Origin of the sequence: Jannaschia halovivens, assembly GCF_046452375.1 — a bacterium.
Lineage (GTDB): Bacteria > Pseudomonadota > Alphaproteobacteria > Rhodobacterales > Rhodobacteraceae > Jannaschia > Jannaschia halovivens.
Map to the genome: position 1 here is coordinate 1389125 of NZ_JBKFDJ010000001.1, position 16241 is coordinate 1405365.

General features: G+C 68.7%; 21 protein-coding genes. 6 read left to right on the forward strand and 15 right to left on the reverse strand.

What is annotated here, in order from left to right; genetic code table 11:
* Positions 1-95: 95 nt before the first annotated feature.
* From ACK8OR_RS07055 to ACK8OR_RS07075, 5 genes are read right to left on the reverse strand one after another with little or no spacing between them, the layout of a single operon-like run.
* Positions 96-836 (reverse strand): TSUP family transporter, encoded by a 741-nt coding sequence (locus tag ACK8OR_RS07055; RefSeq protein WP_410188708.1) that lies wholly within the window; start codon positions 834-836, stop codon positions 96-98.
* Entirely contained in the window at positions 829-1236 is a 408-nt protein-coding gene (locus ACK8OR_RS07060) for a VOC family protein (RefSeq protein WP_410188709.1), read from the reverse strand. The genes ACK8OR_RS07055 and ACK8OR_RS07060 overlap by 8 nt, the downstream gene beginning before the upstream one ends.
* Positions 1229-2413: an amino acid aminotransferase gene (locus ACK8OR_RS07065; RefSeq protein ID WP_410188710.1), complete on the reverse strand. Its 1185-nt coding sequence runs from the start codon at positions 2411-2413 to the stop codon at positions 1229-1231. The genes ACK8OR_RS07060 and ACK8OR_RS07065 overlap by 8 nt, the downstream gene beginning before the upstream one ends.
* Positions 2413-3264: a 3-mercaptopyruvate sulfurtransferase gene (gene sseA / locus ACK8OR_RS07070; protein ID WP_410188711.1), complete on the reverse strand. Its 852-nt coding sequence runs from the start codon at positions 3262-3264 to the stop codon at positions 2413-2415. The genes ACK8OR_RS07065 and sseA overlap by 1 nt, the downstream gene beginning before the upstream one ends.
* A complete protein-coding gene (locus tag ACK8OR_RS07075) occupies positions 3261-3923 on the reverse strand; it encodes an MOSC domain-containing protein (RefSeq protein WP_410188712.1) in 663 nt (220 codons plus the stop codon). Before ACK8OR_RS07075 ends, sseA begins: the two co-directional genes overlap by 4 nt.
* A 198-nt stretch (positions 3924-4121) precedes the next feature.
* On the opposite strand from ACK8OR_RS07075, the gene ACK8OR_RS07080 reads away from it, so the two are divergent.
* On the forward strand, positions 4122-4790 hold the full coding sequence (locus ACK8OR_RS07080; RefSeq protein ID WP_410188713.1) for a 50S ribosomal protein L25/general stress protein Ctc: 669 nt from the start codon (positions 4122-4124) through the stop codon (positions 4788-4790).
* Positions 4791-4866: 76 nt separating this feature from the next.
* Here ACK8OR_RS07080 and ACK8OR_RS07085 read toward each other — a convergent pair whose 3' ends face one another.
* The 6 genes from ACK8OR_RS07085 to ACK8OR_RS07110 all read right to left on the reverse strand — a co-directional run bounded on the left by ACK8OR_RS07085 (position 4867) and on the right by ACK8OR_RS07110 (position 9546).
* Positions 4867-5565 carry an NAD(P)-dependent oxidoreductase gene (locus tag ACK8OR_RS07085; RefSeq protein WP_410188714.1) on the reverse strand — a complete coding sequence of 233 codons (699 nt, stop codon included), beginning with the start codon at positions 5563-5565 and terminating at the stop codon, positions 4867-4869.
* A gap of 53 nt (positions 5566-5618) precedes the next feature.
* Positions 5619-6605: a Gfo/Idh/MocA family protein gene (locus ACK8OR_RS07090; RefSeq protein ID WP_410188715.1), complete on the reverse strand. Its 987-nt coding sequence runs from the start codon at positions 6603-6605 to the stop codon at positions 5619-5621.
* Positions 6606-6666: 61 nt separating this feature from the next.
* Entirely contained in the window at positions 6667-6936 is a 270-nt protein-coding gene (locus ACK8OR_RS07095) for a DksA/TraR family C4-type zinc finger protein (RefSeq protein ID WP_410188716.1), read from the reverse strand.
* Positions 6936-7310 carry a DUF1428 domain-containing protein gene (locus ACK8OR_RS07100; protein ID WP_410188717.1) on the reverse strand — a complete coding sequence of 125 codons (375 nt, stop codon included), beginning with the start codon at positions 7308-7310 and terminating at the stop codon, positions 6936-6938. The genes ACK8OR_RS07095 and ACK8OR_RS07100 overlap by 1 nt, the downstream gene beginning before the upstream one ends.
* Positions 7311-7406: 96 nt before the next feature.
* On the reverse strand, positions 7407-8300 hold the full coding sequence (gene rpoH / locus ACK8OR_RS07105; protein WP_410188718.1) for an RNA polymerase sigma factor RpoH: 894 nt from the start codon (positions 8298-8300) through the stop codon (positions 7407-7409).
* A gap of 235 nt (positions 8301-8535) precedes the next feature.
* Positions 8536-9546, reverse strand: a complete 1011-nt coding sequence (locus tag ACK8OR_RS07110) for an RluA family pseudouridine synthase (protein WP_410188719.1) — start codon at positions 9544-9546, stop codon at positions 8536-8538.
* Between ACK8OR_RS07110 and ACK8OR_RS07115 the strand changes: the two genes are divergently transcribed.
* The gene (locus ACK8OR_RS07115; protein WP_410189875.1) at positions 9545-9829 is read left to right on the forward strand and encodes a DUF6476 family protein; all 285 of its coding nucleotides are present in this window, start codon (positions 9545-9547) and stop codon (positions 9827-9829) included. The two genes, ACK8OR_RS07110 and ACK8OR_RS07115, sit on opposite strands and share 2 nt — an antisense overlap.
* A gap of 58 nt (positions 9830-9887) precedes the next feature.
* Here the strand turns inward: ACK8OR_RS07115 and ACK8OR_RS07120 are convergent, their stop codons facing one another.
* A complete protein-coding gene (locus tag ACK8OR_RS07120; protein WP_410188720.1) occupies positions 9888-10487 on the reverse strand; it encodes a LysE family translocator in 600 nt (199 codons plus the stop codon).
* A gap of 73 nt (positions 10488-10560) precedes the next feature.
* Between ACK8OR_RS07120 and ACK8OR_RS07125 the strand changes: the two genes are divergently transcribed.
* On the forward strand, positions 10561-11013 hold the full coding sequence (locus ACK8OR_RS07125) for an Lrp/AsnC family transcriptional regulator (protein WP_410188721.1): 453 nt from the start codon (positions 10561-10563) through the stop codon (positions 11011-11013).
* Between the two features lie 3 nt (positions 11014-11016).
* Here the strand turns inward: ACK8OR_RS07125 and ACK8OR_RS07130 are convergent, their stop codons facing one another.
* Positions 11017-11391: a VOC family protein gene (locus ACK8OR_RS07130; protein ID WP_410188722.1), complete on the reverse strand. Its 375-nt coding sequence runs from the start codon at positions 11389-11391 to the stop codon at positions 11017-11019.
* Positions 11392-11588: 197 nt separating this feature from the next.
* Between ACK8OR_RS07130 and ACK8OR_RS07135 the strand changes: the two genes are divergently transcribed.
* Positions 11589-13469 carry a PhoX family protein gene (locus tag ACK8OR_RS07135; RefSeq protein WP_410188723.1) on the forward strand — a complete coding sequence of 627 codons (1881 nt, stop codon included), beginning with the start codon at positions 11589-11591 and terminating at the stop codon, positions 13467-13469.
* Between the two features lie 57 nt (positions 13470-13526).
* On the opposite strand, the gene ACK8OR_RS07140 is transcribed toward ACK8OR_RS07135, so the two are convergent.
* Both ACK8OR_RS07140 and ACK8OR_RS07145 read right to left on the reverse strand, forming a co-directional pair.
* Positions 13527-14030, reverse strand: a complete 504-nt coding sequence (locus ACK8OR_RS07140; RefSeq protein WP_410188724.1) for a DUF1993 family protein — start codon at positions 14028-14030, stop codon at positions 13527-13529.
* 32 nt (positions 14031-14062) lie between these two features.
* Entirely contained in the window at positions 14063-14638 is a 576-nt protein-coding gene (locus ACK8OR_RS07145) for a DNA-3-methyladenine glycosylase I (RefSeq protein WP_410188725.1), read from the reverse strand.
* Positions 14639-14708: 70 nt separating this feature from the next.
* On the opposite strand from ACK8OR_RS07145, the gene ACK8OR_RS07150 reads away from it, so the two are divergent.
* Both ACK8OR_RS07150 and ACK8OR_RS07155 read left to right on the forward strand, forming a co-directional pair.
* Positions 14709-15269 carry a type 1 glutamine amidotransferase domain-containing protein gene (locus tag ACK8OR_RS07150; protein WP_410188726.1) on the forward strand — a complete coding sequence of 187 codons (561 nt, stop codon included), beginning with the start codon at positions 14709-14711 and terminating at the stop codon, positions 15267-15269.
* 54 nt (positions 15270-15323) lie between these two features.
* The gene (locus ACK8OR_RS07155) at positions 15324-16169 is read left to right on the forward strand and encodes an EAL domain-containing protein (protein ID WP_410188727.1); all 846 of its coding nucleotides are present in this window, start codon (positions 15324-15326) and stop codon (positions 16167-16169) included.
* Positions 16170-16241 lie beyond the last annotated feature (72 nt).

Consider the following 16241-nt stretch of genomic DNA (forward strand, 5'->3'; position numbering starts at 1 on the left):
CCGACACACGAGACGCGACCGGGTTCGAGTATTCTGCCTGTCACTCCCCGGTCCGACTGGACGCGGCCCCGCCTGCCTGGGGTCGCGTCCTTTTTTCATGGGCCGATCAGGCTACGCGCGATGAGTACCGTCGCCGCCGTCGCGGCAAGCCCCAGCGCCCAGGGCCGGATGCGTCCCCGCGCCACCCGCACCGCCCAGGGCCGTACCAGCCAGAGTGTCGCGCCGATCACCGGCAGGAGCGTGGCCGCGAAGGCCACGTGGCGCAGCCCGATCAGCCCCGCGACCGTCAGTGCCGCGATGGATACGGCCATGCCGAAGGCGAAGAACACGTTCTGCGTCGCCGCCGATCGCCGCGCTTCGACATCGGCGTAGACGATCGCCATCGGCGGCGCGCCGATCCCGGTCAGGGTGCCCATGACGCCCGCGACGGTCCCTGCTCCGAAGAGAACGCGTGGCGCGGGCCCCAGCCGCAGCCCCGCGACCGAGAGGATCACGCCCAGCCAGACGACCCCGCCCACCACCAGGGGCAGCGCGGGCGTACCGACGACCCGCGCCGCGATCCAGGCCGCGATCACCGCGCCCAGCATCCGCCCCGCGAAGCCCGGCGGCAGATCGCGCGTCACCACCGCCGAGCGGTCGGCGACAAAGCTTCCCGCGCCCACGGCGAGCCCGGTCAGGAGCACCGTGCCCGGCAGGAACTCCGGGGCAGCGAGCGCCAGGACCGGGGCGGCGACCATGCCGAACCCCTGCCCCGCGAGGCGCTGCAACGCGCAGCCCACCGCCGCCGCGAGCGCGCAGATCAGCCACGGCCCCAGCGCGGGCAGGAGGTCAGGCACGGTTGGCGATCTCGATCAGGTTGCCGTCGGGATCGCGGATATAGAGCGACCGGATCGGTCCCTCGGCACCGGTGCGCGCAACGGGTCCGGCCTCCACGGCGACGCCCCGCGCGCGCAGGTGATCGGCCCAAGCCTCGAGGGAATTGCGGCTGAGGAAACAGAGATCGGCACTGCCGGCCTGGGCCACGCGGGCCTTCGGCTCGAACTCTGCGCCCGTCTGGTGGAGATTGATCTTCTGGCGCCCGAACCGCAGCGCCGTCCGGGTCGAGCCGTCGGCTGGGTGGAACGTCTCGACGTCCATCCCGAGGGTCGCGGCGTACCATCGCGCCGTCGCGTCGGTATCGGCGACGGTCAGAACGAGGTGGTCCAGCGCCTCGACCCGCACCGGCGCGTCAGACACCGACGGACACGATCGCATCCGCCAGCACGGGCACCGAGCGGGCGCTCAGGCCGGCGATATTGATGCGCCCGTCGGCCACCATGTAGACGCCGTGATCGCGGCGCAGCGCCTCGACCTGATCGGGCGAAGCGGGCAGGAGCGAGAACATGCCGCGATGGGCCGCGAGAAAGCCGAAGCGGTCCGAGCCGGTCCGCGTGCGCAGCGCCTCGGCCAGCGTCGCCCGCAGGTCGAGCATGCCGACCCGCACGGCCTCGAGCTCGGCCGCCCAGTCGGCGCGCAGATCGGCATCGTCGAGGATCATTTGCACCACCCGCGCCCCGTGATCGGGCGGGAAGCTGAAGTTCAAGCGGTTGAGCGTGGCCAGCGCGCCCTGCGTGACGCCCAGCGCCGCCGCCGTGCGCGCGATCGCTAGCAGGAGGCCCGTCCGCTCGCGGTAGATGCCGAAATTCTTGGAACAGGAGGCCGCGATCAGCATCTCGGGCACACGGCCCGCCATTTCGCGCAGGCCCGCGGCATCGGCATCCAGCCCGTCGCCGAACCCTTGGTAGGCGATGTCGACGAAGGGGATGGCACCGCGTTCGATCAGAAGGTCCGCGACCTCGCGCCACTGGGCGAGTTTGAGGTTGGCGCCCGTCGGATTGTGGCAGCAGCCATGCAGCATCACCACGTCGCCGGCCGCGACCCGGCTCAGATCCTCCATCATGGCGGCCACATCCACGGCCCCCGCCTCGGCGTCGAAATAGCGGTAAGGCACGGTCTCGATGCCCAGATACGCGGCGATGGCGGGGTGGTTCGGCCAGGTCGGCATCGACAGCCAGAGCCGCGCGCCGGGCGCGGCCATCCGCACCAGTTCCAGCCCCTGCCGGATCGCGCCGGTACCGCCGGGCGTGGCCGCCATCGCCAATCGGTCGGCCGGCCGCGCGTCGCCCAGCACCAGCCGCGACAGCGCATCGCAAAAGGCCGGGTCGCCGGAGAAGCCGACATAGGTCTTGGTGTCCTGCGCATTGATCAGGCGGCGTTCGGCGGCCTTGACCGCCTGCATGACGGGGGTGTGGCCGGTGGCATCCTTGTAGACGCCGACGCCAAGGTCGATCTTGTCGGCGGGCGGATCGTCGCGGAAGGCCGCCATCAGGGCCATGATCTTGTCGGGTGCCTGTGGCGCGAGCTCGGTCAGCATCAGGCGTCCCCCGTCGCAAGACCGAGATCGGGATACATGCCCCACTCGGCCCACGATCCATCGTAGAGCGCGTGGTCGGGATGCCCCAGCCGGGCCAGCGCGAGGTTCACGATCGCCGCCGTCACGCCCGAGCCGCAGCTAGTTATGATCGGGCGCTTCAGATCGACCCCAGCGGCGGCGAAGGCCGCGCGCAGCCCCGCCTCGTCCTTCATCGTGCCGTCCGCTTCGAGCAACGCCCCGTAGGGCACGTTGCGCGCGCCCGGAATATGCCCGGCGCGCAGGCCCGGACGCGGCTCGGGCGCATCGCCGCGGAATCGGGCGGCGGCGCGGGCATCGACGACCTGCGCGCCGCCTAGCTTGGCGGCTTGCGCCACATCCGTCACGTCGCGCATCAGCCGCGGCTCCGGACGGACCGTCATGTGCCGGTCCTTGATCTGCGGCAGGTCGCTGGTCAGCGGTCGCCCCTCGGCGCGCCACTTCGGCAGCCCGCCATCCAGAACCGCCGCCCGCTGGCCAAACAGCCGGAAGAGCCACCAGACCCGCGCCGCCGAAAAGAGACCGGCGCCGTCATAGATCACCACGGTGTGCCCGTCGCCGACGCCCATCCGGCGCATCCGCGACATGAATTTCGCCGCACTCGGCGCCATATGCGGCAGGCTGGAACGCGCGTCCGAGACATCGTCGAGATCGAGGAACCGCGCGCCGGGGATATGCGCATCGCCGTATTCCTCGAGCGGATCGCGGCCCGCATCGGGCAGGTACCACGACGCGTCGATGATCCGCAGATCGGGCGACGGCAGCTTGCGCGCCAGCCAGTCGGTGCTCACCAGGGTGGACGGATCGTCGGTCATCGCACGGCCTCCCGCTCCGAGCGGCGCTCGGCGAAGACGCCGCGCCAGCTCGGGTCCAGATCGGCCATCCCGGCCAACGCATCGACATCGTCCGGATCGGCCCTCGGGTCGAACAGCGCGGTCGCGACGCGGTGCACGGTCCAGACGTCGTTCGGGCGCTCAAGCAGAACCATCTCGTCCCCCTCGGCCACCGCGCCCCCTTCGAGGACGCGCAGATACCAGCCCGTGCGACGCGTCTTCCGCACCCGGTAGGCCATGCTGTCCTCGCCGACATGCGCCGAAAGCTTCCAGCAGGGCTGGCGGCCCTGGCTGATCGCGACGCGGGCCGTGCCCATCGCCATGACGTCGCCGATGCAGACATCCGCCTCGGTCCAATCCGCCACCGCGACGTTCTCGCCGAAGCCGCCGGGCGCGAAGGCCGCGCGATCGCCGAGGTCGCGCCGCCAGCGGGCGTAATGCGCGACCGGGTAGACATGTACCGCCTTGCCGCGCCCGCCATGCACCGCGAGATCGGCCTGTGCGTCGCCCAGGAACCCGGTGGCACCCAGCGAGACGGGCCCGTCCCTGCGGGTCTTGGCGATGGCAGAGGGCGGCTTCGTCGGCCAGCGGTCCTGAACCGTGCCGGTGAAGATGCCTTCGATGCGGGCGCGTTCGTTCATGTCTGGCTCCCGGTGCGGGACACGGGGTCCCTTCGGCTTCCGGGCTTACCGCCGCCCCGTGCGCGAGGCAACGCGCAAGCCCGCGACGGCGTCATTCTCGGGGTTGCAAGGTCGCGCGCCGGGGTCTAGGACGCGGCCCTTGAGATACGGGCGGACACCCTTGGAGGCCGCCCCAACGCTAGATATTGGAGACACAACATGGCTGGTGAGATTCCGGATCTCGTGGCGCATGCCCGGACGGGGACAGGCAAGGGGGCCGCTCGTCAATCCCGTCGCAACGGCATGGTGCCGGGCGTCGTCTATGGCGGCGGCTCGGATCCGCTTCCGATCGAAATTCCCTTCAACGACCTCCTGAAGAAGCTCCGCGCGGGCCGCTTCCGGGCGACGCTCTGGAACCTCAAGGTCGAGGGCCAGGACGATGTCCGCGTCATCGCCCGCGACGTGCAGCGCGACGTGGTCAAGGACCTGCCGACCCATCTCGACCTGATGCGCCTCAAGCGCACGTCGAAGGTGAACCTCTACATCCCCGTCGAGTTCGAGGGCGTCGAGGGTTCGCCGGGCGACAAGCAGGGCGGCGTCCTGACGGTCGTACGCCCCGAGGTCGAGCTGCGCGTCACCGCCGGCGACATCCCCGATCACCTGACGGTGGACTGCTCGGGCATGGAGATCGGCGACACGGTCACGATCTCGGACGTGACGATGCCGGACGGCGCGAAGCCCACGATCGACCGCGATTTCGTGCTGGCCAACATGCAGCCGCCCTCGGGCCTGGCCTCGCAGTCGGACGACGAGGACGAGGTCACCGAGACCGAGGTCATCAACCAGACCGCCGATACGGTCGAGGGCGAGGACGCGTCCGAGGACTGATCCTCGGCCAGACATTGCTTTCAGGGGGGCGTGGACGGGAGACCGTCCGCGCCCCTTCTGCATCCGCCGTCGCCTGTCAGCCCAGCATTTCGGCTAGAACGGCATCGGGGCCGGATTTCGACGCGGGCTCCTTGCGCGCGATGGCAGGTGTTTCGCGGATATGCAGGTCCTCGGCCGCGCAGCGCAGCATAAAATCGGCCAGATCGCCGGTCCGTGTGCGGATCAGCTCGGGCGGGATCACGTCGTCGAACACCCGGTAGTCGCCCGACGGCCCCTCGTCGAGCAGCCAGCCGGGCCGCACCGCCGTCCAGCGCAGCTGTTCCGTCGCGCGCAGGATGCGCTCCATCTCGGCCATCTGGGCGAAGATCGACTTCAGTCCCAGTCGTGCCGCCGCCTGGAACCAGATTGGCCCCCGCGCCATCGTCTCGACGAAGCTGGCCGAGATGGTCACCAACCGGTCGACCCCGGTCGCGCGCATCGCCTCGATCAGGTTGGCCGTGCCCTCGGTATGGAGCGGCGGCGGGTTCACCACGGTCGACGGGCCCGCGTCGATCCCGACCGCGTTCAGCACGGCATCGACGCCCGCTAGATCGTCCTCCAGCCCGTCTCGCGTCATCAGATCGCTCTTGATCCAGGTGACGCCGGGGCCGGTCACGTCCGGCGGGTCGCCCGCATGGTAGCCCGCGCGGATCGTATGACCGACCGCCAGCCCCTGCCGCACGATCCGCAGGCCGGTCGCGCCATCCGCGCCGTAAACGAGAAACGTCTTCGCCATGTTGGGATCTCCTCTTCGCGGGGGAGAACCCGGACCGGCGCGGGACGGTTCCGTCAGGCCGGGGGCCGCCCGCCCGCCGCCGCATAGGCCATATCGATGACCCGTTGCGTCCCGGCGGCATCCTCCAGCGTCCAGGCGAAGGGCGCCTCGCCCCGGATCGCGGCACCGAAGGCCTCGACCTGCAGGACGTATTGATCGACGCCGTGCCACGACCGCTCGTGCGCGATCCCGTCGCGGCCGCGCCACGCGACGCGCGCGGACCCGAAGCGGGCGGCGTTGAACGGCGCGGTCAGACGGATCAGTCCGGCATCGCCGTGGAACAGCATCACCTGTTCGGGCAGAAGGCGCATCGAGTTCACCCAATGCGCGCTGAAGCCCGGGAAGCGCGCCGAGACGCGGGCCAACACGTCGCAGCCGTCCTCCCAGTCGATATCGGCATGGGTGATCGCGTCGGGCTCGGACCGTGTGGCCCAGCGGGTGGAGCCGTAGGTATAGACCCCGATATCCGGCAGCGCGCCGCCGCCCGTCGCGGCCATGTTGCGGATATTTCCGGGATCGCCCGAATTGTCGTAGGTGAAGACACCGCCGACATGGCCCAGCCGTCCGATCTCGCCGCCGTCCAGCAAATCGCGCACGAAGGCCCATTGGGGATGGTGGACGATCATGTAGGCCTCGGCGGCCTGTAGCCCGGTCCGGTCGCGCGCGGCGATCAGCGGGGCGATGTCGACCTCGGCCATGGCGATCGGCTTCTCGACCAGCACGTGCTTGCCCGCCTCGAGCGCCCGGATACCCCATTGGACATGCAGCGTGTGCGGCAGCGGGACGTAGACGGCATCCACCTCGGGATCGGCCAGAAGCGCGTCGTAATCGTCGTGGACGCGCAGACCCGGCGCGCGTTCGGCGAAAGGCGCGGCCTTTTCGGGCGAGCGGGTGGCCAGCGCGGCCAGGACATGGCCTCGTGCCATGTGGATCGCGGGCGCCATGTCGTTGCGCGCGAAACTCGAGGCGCCCAGCACGCCCCAGCGGATCGGATCGGTCATTTTGGCTCCCCTGTCGATGGGCCAGCTAGGCCAGAGTTTCGCGCCGAAGTCTTCCCCCGCGTCACTTGAGCTGGCTGTCCTTCGATCCGCGCCGGTTGATGCCCGCGCGCGGGGCCGCCCGCCCGTCCCGCTGGCTCGCGCAATCGACGCAGAGCTTCACACCCGGCAACGCTGCGCGACGCGCTTCGGGGATCGGCTCCTCGCATTCGGCGCAGTGGCTCAGGCTCTCGCCCGTGGGACGCGCCTGCGCCTTCATCCGCGCCAGCTCGTCCGAGATCGACGCTTCGATCTGCTCGGACACGGCACCGTCCTTGGCCCAGCCCCCGGCCATCAGGCGCGCAGCTCCACGATGGGGGCGAAGCCGCCATAGATCATCCGCATCCCGTCGAACGGCATCTCGGCCATGTCCTTCATCGCTGCGGCGAACTCGGGATCGGGGTCGCGCATCCGGGCATTGGCCGCGTCATGCGTGGCCTTGTCGGGCCATTCGATCCACGAGAAGGCGACCGTCTCGCCCGGCGCGCACTTCACGGCCATCGGAAAGGACGTGACCTCGCCCTCGGGCACGTCGTCACCCCAGCACTCGACCTGCGCGATGGCACCCAGCGGCTTGAAGATGACCTCCCACGCCTCGTGCGCATGGGCGACGAACGCCGCCTTCTTGTCGGTCGGCACCGCGGCGACGAACCCGGCGAAATAGGACATGGCGTCCTCCCTTCCTTGCTGTGCATTTCCCATCATAGCACGAAGAAGGGGGCCATCGCGGCCCCCTTCGATCGATCTGCCGTGGGCGCGGTCCCGTCAGGCGGGAACCATGCCCTTCTCGCGGGCGAGCTCGCGTACGCGGGTCGAGAGCTTCTCGAAGGCCCGCACCTCGATCTGGCGAATCCGCTCGCGCGAGACGCCGTATTTCTCGGACAGGTCCTCGAGCGTCACGGTCTCCTCGCTCAGCTTGCGCTGGGTCAGGATGTCCTTCTCGCGGTCGTTGAGCACGTCCATCGCGTCGGTCATCAGGCCGATCCGGCTTTCGTACTCGTCGCGCTCGGCGTAGTCGCCGGCCTGGTCGGCGCTGTCATCGGCCAGCCAGTCCTGCCACTGGGTCGAGCTGTCGCCATCCGACCCGACCATCACGTTCAGCGACGCGTCGCCACCCGACATGCGCCGGTTCATCGACGTCACCTCGTCCTCGGTCACGCCGAGGTCGGTTGCGATGCGCTGGACGTTCTCGGGGCGCAGATCGCCCTCCTCGAGCGCGCCGATGCGGTTCTTGGCCTTGCGCAGGTTGAAGAACAGCTTCTTCTGCGCGCTGGTCGTGCCCAACTTCACCATCGACCACGATCGCAGGACATATTCCTGGATCGCGGCGCGGATCCACCACATCGCGTAGGTCGCGAGGCGAAAGCCCTTCTCGGGGTCGAATTTCTTGACGGCCTGCATCAGGCCGACATTCGCCTCCGAGATCACCTCGGCCTGCGGCAGTCCATATCCACGATAACCCATGGCGATCTTGGCGGCGAGGCGCAGGTGCGACGTCACCATCTGGTGCGCGGCGTCGGTGTCGCCCTCCTCGACCCAGCGCTTGGCGAGCATGTATTCCTGCTCGGGCTCCAGCATCGGGAACTTGCGGATTTCCTGAAGATAGCGATTCAGCCCCTGCTCGGGCGAGGGGGCCGGAAGGTTGGCGTAAGTGGCCATGATGGGTGTCTCCCTCGAAGATGCGGCTGTGTTAAAAGGCTTAACATGCCGTTTGACTGGATATGGTGCGGCTTGACCGACCATTCAAGATCGCGGCCTCGCCGGTCGTTTCGTCTGACGGAGCCGTGATCTACCCCGTGCGCCAAGGCCGCGAAAGGGCCGGAATGGCGGTCATACTGCGCGAATTTGCACCATTAACGCGGCCGCAGGCGTCCTGTTCCGTCGGCAGGTCAGGTCAGCCTTCGCCCCGAAGCGCACGCAGCAAGGACTCCATGTCATCGGGCAGCGGGGCCGCAAAGGACATCTCTGCGTCCGTGACCGGGTGCCGAAAGCCCAAGGTCGCCGCGTGAAGGGCCTGCCGCGGGAACGCCTGCGCCGCCGTGCGCCCCGGCTGATTGCCTGGCATCTTCCGGGACCCGCCATAGACCGGATCGCCGATCAGGGCATGCCCGGCATGGGCCATGTGGACGCGGATCTGGTGCGTCCGCCCTGTTTCGAGCCAGCACTCGATGAAGGCCGCCGCGCCCAGGTCCTCCAGCCGCCGCGCACGCGTCACGGCGTGGCGTCCGCCGTCCCAGCGTACGGCCTGCTTCTGGCGGTCGGTCCGGTGGCGGTCGAGCCGCGTCTCGATCTTCAAGATGTCACCGGGCTCCAGCGAGACGCCGCGCGTGCCCCGAAGCCGCGGATCGCCGGGGGACGGCACGCCGTGGCAGATCGCGAGATAGCGCCGCTGGACATCATGCGCCTCGAACTGGGCGGCCAGCCCGTGATGCGCCGCATCGGACTTGGCCACCACCAGAAGGCCCGAAGTGTCCTTGTCGATCCGGTGAACGATGCCCGGTCGCTTCTCGCCCCCGACGCCCGACAAGTCGCCGCCGAAATGGTGCAGCAGAGCGTTGACCAGCGTCCCGCCGGGCGAGCCGGGCGCGGGATGCACGACCATGCCCGCGGGCTTCATCACGACGAGGAGGTCGGCGTCCTCATGCACGATCTCAAGCGGAATCGCTTCGGGCCGCGTGTCGGGATCGTCGGCGACGGGAACTGCGACATGCACCGCATCGCCTTCGGACGGACGGTCGCGCGCGCCAGCGACCGCGCCATTCACCGTCACGCGCCCCTCGGCCAGCAGGCGGGCCAGCCGGGACCGGCTCAGATGCGCCTCGGCTGGCACGTCGCGCGCGATTGCCTTATCGAGGCGCGGCGGCGGATCGGCCGCGATGGCGAAGGTCACGATCTTGTCCGACATGGAACCCGTCCCCGAGCCGTCGAACCTGCGCCTCCTGCGGGTGCTGGTGACGGTGTTGACGGGTGTGATGATCGCGGGGCTGATAGCGGTCGTGGTCGCCCTTGTCACCCGCCTGCCCAGCGCCGCGATCCGCTCGCCCGAGGGGCTTGAGATCCCGGCGGGCACCGAGATCGTCGCGGTGACGCAGGCCCCGTCCTACTGGCTGGTGACGACCGGGGACGACCGGCTCCTGGTCTTCGCGCCGGACGGGTCGCTCCTGCGCGACATCCCCCTCGGCGACTGAGCGGGGCGGGGGGCGAATTTTCGTACGAAAATTCGCACGCCCGCGCGCGCCCCGGACGTCACGACAGAAGCGGCGCGAGCGTGGGCCAGAGGCTGGCCAACAGGAGCGCCGCCATCACCCGGTTGAACACGCGTAGCCGTCCGGGCGACGTCAACACGCGGCGCAGTTGCAGCCCCATCACCAGCCAGAGCGAGATCGACGGCAGGTTCACAACCGTGAAGATCGCCGCAACCGGCACAACCGCCCAAGGTCCGCCCGCCGTGTAGAGCGTCACCGCCGTCAGGGCCATCGTCCACGCCTTGGGGTTCACCCATTGGAACGCTGCGGCCTGCAGGAAGGTCAATGGCCGCGCCTCGGCGGCGCGCGCCTCGGGCGGGGCCGCGTTCGCGATCTTCCATGCAAGCCAGACGAGATAGGCAACGGACAGGACCGCCAGCGCCATCTTGGCCATCGGGTAGATCGCGAAGACCTGCGCCAGCCCGAGGCCGACGAGCACGATCATCACGCCGAACCCCAGCGAGATGCCCAGCGCGTGCGGCACCGATCTGGCCACACCGAAATTCGCCCCCGACGCCATGATCATCAGGTTGTTGGGCCCCGGCGTGACCGAAGAGACGAAAGCGAAGGCCACGAGGCCGAGGAACAGATCGTAGGTCATGACGCGTAGTTTGGACCGCGCTCCGCGGGATGTCCTTGCGAAGGCGGCGCGGGCGGAGCATTATTCGCAAGATATGACCGATTTGGATGAGATAGACGAAAGGATCCTGCACGTACTGTCCGGCGATGGCAGGATCACGAACCAGGCGCTGGCGGATCGCGTCGGGCTTTCGCCTTCGGCCACGCTGCGGCGGGTGCAGTCGCTTGAGCGGTCCGGAATCATTACCGGCTATCGCGCGCGGATCGACGGCGACAAACTGGGCACCGGGTTCATCGCCTATATCGCCGTCGGCCTGAACGATCACACCAAGCGCGGACAGGAAGCCTTCGAGCAGGCGATCGCCACCGCGCCCGAAGTCCGCGAGTGCCACAACATTACGGGCGCGGTCGAATACCTTCTGAGGATCGAGGCGCGCGATCTCGCGGCCTACAAGCACTTCCATACCGAGGTGCTGGGCATCCTGCCGCAGGTCGCGCGCCTGACGACCTATGTCGTGATGGGCAGCCCCAAGGACGAGCGGACCTGAGACCTAGCGGTGCTGGTCGATCAGCACCGGATTGCCATCGGGATCGCGCAGGATCAGGTGCGCGGGGCCGGTGCCGTCAGGGTCGCAATCGGTCTCGGGCGTCAGCCCCGCGGCAATCAATCGCGCCCGGATCGCGCGGACGTCGTCGAAGGGACCGGGGACGTCCGTGCCCTCGGATGTCCAGCCCGGATTGAAGGTCAGCGTGTTGGCCTCGATCATGCCCGAGAACAGGCCCAGCGTGGTCGAGCCCTGCCGGAGGATCAGCCAGCCCTGCTCGGCCACGCCGCCGACCGGCTGAAAGCCCAGCGCTTCGTAGAAGCGGCGCGAGGCCGCGAGATCGGCCACGTTCAGGCTCAGGGAAAAGGCACCGAGGTCCATCCGAAGCTCCAAACCGATCGGGTCGCCACAGTCTAACGCCCCGGCGGGTATTCGCCAAATCGGCCCACCGGTCACGGCAGACTGACGGCAATCCGTCATCGCACCGTAACATCACCGTCACGATCGCCCGCGATCCTCCCTGCGTCATCGGGGGGCATCGCCCGCCCGGCCCTATCCCTCTGCCAGGAGATTTTGCGATGAAAGACCTCGAACACCTCAGCGCCGACGAATGGGACGAGATCCGCTCGCCCCGCCCCGAGATCACCGATTTCGACCGCGTGGTCGAGCGGGCCCTGTCGCGACGCGGCTTCATGAAGGGCGTCCTGGCCTTCGGGTCGGGTGCCGCCGTGATGGGATCGGGGCTTCTGACCTCGACCTCGGCCCGCGCGCAGGAGGCGGCGAATTTCGCCTTCGAGGGCATCCCGATCCAGACCGATGGCACCGTGCACGTGCCCGATGGCTATGACTGGCAGGTGCTGGCCCGCTGGGGCGACCCGCTCTTCTCGGATGCCGAGCCCTTCGACCCTGAAACCGGCATCACCCTCGCCTCGTCCGACCGCGTCTTCGGCGAGAACACCGACGGGATGGAGACCTTCACGGTCGATGGCCGCCAGCTGATCGCGGTGAACCACGAATACGCCAACGTCTCGACCAACCTGCCGTGGAAGGGCGACAACGCCTTCACCGCCGATGACGTGACCATCCTTCAGAACATCCAGGGCGTCACCGTCATGGAGGTGGCCGAGGGCGCGGACGGCTGGGAGGTGGTGGTCGACAGCCCCTATAACCGGCGCATCCACCACAACACGCCGATGACCATCGCAGGGCCCGCCGCCGGGCACGACATGCTCAAGACCGAGGACGATCCGACCGGCACGACCGCGCTCGGGACGATGAACAATTGCGGGTCCGGCAAGACGCCGTGGGGCACGTATCTGACCTGCGAGGAGAACTTCAACGGCTACTTCGGCGTGGCCGATCCGGAGGTCGAGTTCTCGGCCTCCGAGGGCTTCGCGCGCTACGGAATCGGGGCCGAGAGCCGCTACGGCTACGAGCTGCACCAAGCCCGCTTCGACGTCCGCAAGACCCCGAACGAGCCGCATCGCTTCGGCTGGATCGTCGAGATCGACCCCGCCGACCCCGAGAGCACGCCCATCAAGCGCACCGCTCTGGGCCGCTTCAAGCACGAGAACGCGGCGGCGGTGATCGCGTCGGACGGCCACGTGGTCGTCTATCTGGGCGACGACGAGCGGGGCGAATACCTCTATAAATACGTCTCGACCGGCACCTGGGCCGAGGGCCAGCCGACCGAGGGCCTGCTCGACGACGGCCAGCTCTACGCGGCGCGCTTCGACGATGACGGCACCGGCGAGTGGGTCGCGCTCACCCCCGAGGCCACGGGCATGGACGCGGGCATGATCCTGATCCACACGCGCATGGCCGCCTCGGCCGTGGGTGCGACCACGATGGACCGTCCCGAATGGGTCGCCACCAACCCGGTCACGCCGCAGGGCTACGTCGCGCTGACCAACAACCGCAATCGCGGCATCAAGCCGAACGCGGGCGGCGACCCGACGCCGGTGAACGGCCCCAACCCGCGCGAGGCCAACAACTATGGCCAGATCGCGCGCTGGATGCCCGATGACGGCAACCATTCGGCCACCGGGTTCACCTGGGATCTCTATGTCATGGCGGGCAACCCGATCGTGGGTCAGGGCGACTACATCGGCTCGGAGAACATCACCGAGGGCAATCTCTTCAATTCGCCCGACGGCATGGCCTTCGACACGACGGGCACGCTGTGGATCCAGACGGACGGGGACGACTCGAACGAGGGGCCATATACCGGCATGGGCAACAACCAGATGCTGGCCGGCGATCCCGCGACGGGCGAGATCCGGCGGTTCCTGACGGGGCCGAACGGCTCGGAGGTGACGGGCCTCGCATGGTCCGAAGACCTCAGGACGATGTTTGTCGGCATCCAGCATCCAAGCGCACCCTTCCCCGATGGCGCGGACTCGCTGCCCCGCTCGGCGGTGGTGACGGTGCGGCGCGCCGACGGCGAACCGGTCGGCTGAAACCTTGGCGAAGACGGTGCGCCGCGCGTGGCGCACCGTTCACCCGCCCCGGATGGATCAGGCGAGCGGGCGGTAGATGTGGAAGCCGTCAAAATCGGCCTTCCCGACATCCATGCCGCCATGGCGCAGGCCCGCATAGGCCATCGACAGGTGGAACATCATGTTGGGAAGCGCGAAACACGTGACGTAGCCCGCGGTGTCCTGGTCGAGATCGGCCTCGCCCGCGCGGTGCAGGACCCGCGCGCCCAGATCGCCCGGCCCCAGCGGCTCGATCAGCTCTCCGATCTCGTCGCAATATTCGATCAGGCGCGCCGCCGTAAGGTCGGTTTCCGGGGTATCGGGCACGTCGCGCCCGGCGGGCGGCCCCAGCGCCCGGCCCGCGAACCGCGCAGCAAGCGCGAACTGAAACCCGGTGTCGAACATGTCGGGGGCCAGCCGGATGGCCAATAGCCGGTCGGCATCCGGTCGGCGCGCCACGCGATCGAGCAGGCGCACCGTCCGCCCCAAGTAGTATTTCGCCGTATCGACCGCCGCCGCCGCGAAATCGCGCTCCGTGTCCATCCGTCGTCGCTCCTCCATTCGGCCGCGCCCTTCTATGTCTCGCCGGACAGCGCTGCCACCGCGCCATGGCGGTCGCAATCGAGGACATGGTCGTTCACCAGCCCCGCCGCCTGCATGAAGGCGTAGCAGGTGGTCGGCCCGCAGAAGCGGAAGCCCTCGGCCTTGAGGCGCTTCGACATCGCCGTCGAGACCGGAGTGGATGCCGGCACCTCGGCCAGCGTCGCGCGGCGCTCCTGCACCGGGCGTTGGTCCACGAAGCCCCAGACCAGGTCGGCGAACGGCGTGGCCCCGCCGAGCGCCAGCCAAGCCCGCGCGTTGCCAAGAACGGCCTCGATCTTGCCCCGGTGGCGCACGATGCCCGCATCGCCCAGAAGGCGCGCGACGTCGCCATCGCCCCAATCCGCGATCACGTCGGGATCGAACCCGGCGAAAGCCGCGCGAAACCCCTCGCGCTTGCGCAGAATCGTTAGCCAGCTCAGCCCTGCCTGCATCCCTTCCAGCGACAGCACCTCGAAAAGGCGGCGGCCATCCCGCTCGGGGACGCCCCATTCGACGTCGTGATAGGCCTCGTAAAGCGGGTCCGCGCTGACCCATCCGCATCGTCGCATGTCGCCTCCGCCGGAACCTCCCGGCGGTGCCGCCCGTTCCAATCCCGAATTCAATCCTGCGGAGGCTATCATGCCCGATATCAAGAATGCCAAGATCCTCATCCTCTCGACCGACGGGTTCGAGCAATCCGAGCTCGAGACGCCGCGCGACGACCTCCGGGCCAAGGGCGCGACCGTCCACGTCGCCACGCCTTCGGGCGATGCGATCACCGGGTGGGACGGCGACGACTGGGGCCAGGAGGCTGCGGCCGACCTCAAGCTCACCGATGCGCGGGTTGAGGAGTACGACGCGCTGGTGCTGCCGGGTGGCCAGATCAACCCGGATGTCCTGCGCGTCAACGAGGACGCCGTCGCGCTGATCCGGAGCTTCGTCGAGGCGGGCAAGATCGTGGCCGCCATCTGTCACGCGCCGTGGCTCCTGATCGAGGCGGGCGTGGTCGAGGGGCGCGACATGACCGCCTACCCATCGATCCGCACCGACCTGAAGAATGCCGGTGCCAACGTGAAGGACGCGTCGGTCGTGACCTCGAACGGGATCATCACGTCGCGGAATCCCGACGATCTGAACGATTTCGTGGCCAAGATCATCGAGGAAGTCGAGGAAGGCCGCCATTTGCGCCACGCGGCTTAACGCCCGCGTAAGATCGGCGTGGCAGCCTGTGGTCGTCCGATAGCGGGGGCCCCCATGCCACGCCGATCCTTTTCCGAACCGGGAACCGAAGACCCGCTGAGCTTCGCCGTGACCGAGCGCGATGCCTCGACGCTCGACATGGTGCGACGGGCGCTCGACTGCGGTGACGTGATGCTGGCCTTCCAGCCGGTGATCGCCGCGACGACCGGTGACGCGGCCTTCCACGAAGGGCTGATCCGCATCCTCGACCAGAACGGCCGGATCATTCCCGCGGCGCAGTTCATGAGCACGGTCGAGGTGCAGGAATTGGGCCGCGAGATCGATTGCGCGGCCCTTCGGTGCGGTCTCGGGGCGCTGGCCCGCACTCCGGGCCTGCGGCTTTCGGTCAATATGTCTGCCCGCTCGATCGGCTACCCCAAGTGGATGCAAATTCTGAGGCGCTGGCTGGCCAAGGACGAAACCGTGGGCGAGCGGTTGATCCTCGAGATCTCCGAAGAGAGCGCGATGCAGGTGCCCGAGCTGGTCAAGACCTTCATGGCCGACCTGCAGGACAAGGGGATCACCTTCGCGCTCGACCGCTTCGGGGCGGGGCGGACCTCGTTCCGGCATCTCAAGGAATTCTACTTCGACATCCTCAAGATCGATGGCGGCTTCGTGCGCGACTGCGATGTCGACCCCGACAATCAATGCATCCTCGGCGCGCTCGTCACCATCGGTCGGCAATTCGACATGTTCACCGTCGCCGAGGCGGTGGAGACCAGGGCCGAAGCGGATTTCCTTTCTTCCGCCGGCATCGATTGCCTCCAGGGCTTCTACTACGGCGCGCCCCAGACCAAGCCCGAATGGCTGCCCCCGCCGGGGCGCGCGATCGAGGGCCGCCCGACGAGGCGACTGGCGTGACGGCGCGCGCGCCCTATCCTGTTTGCCCCCGCGTGCCGGATTCGCTATGGCCAGCGTCGTCAGATGCCTGCC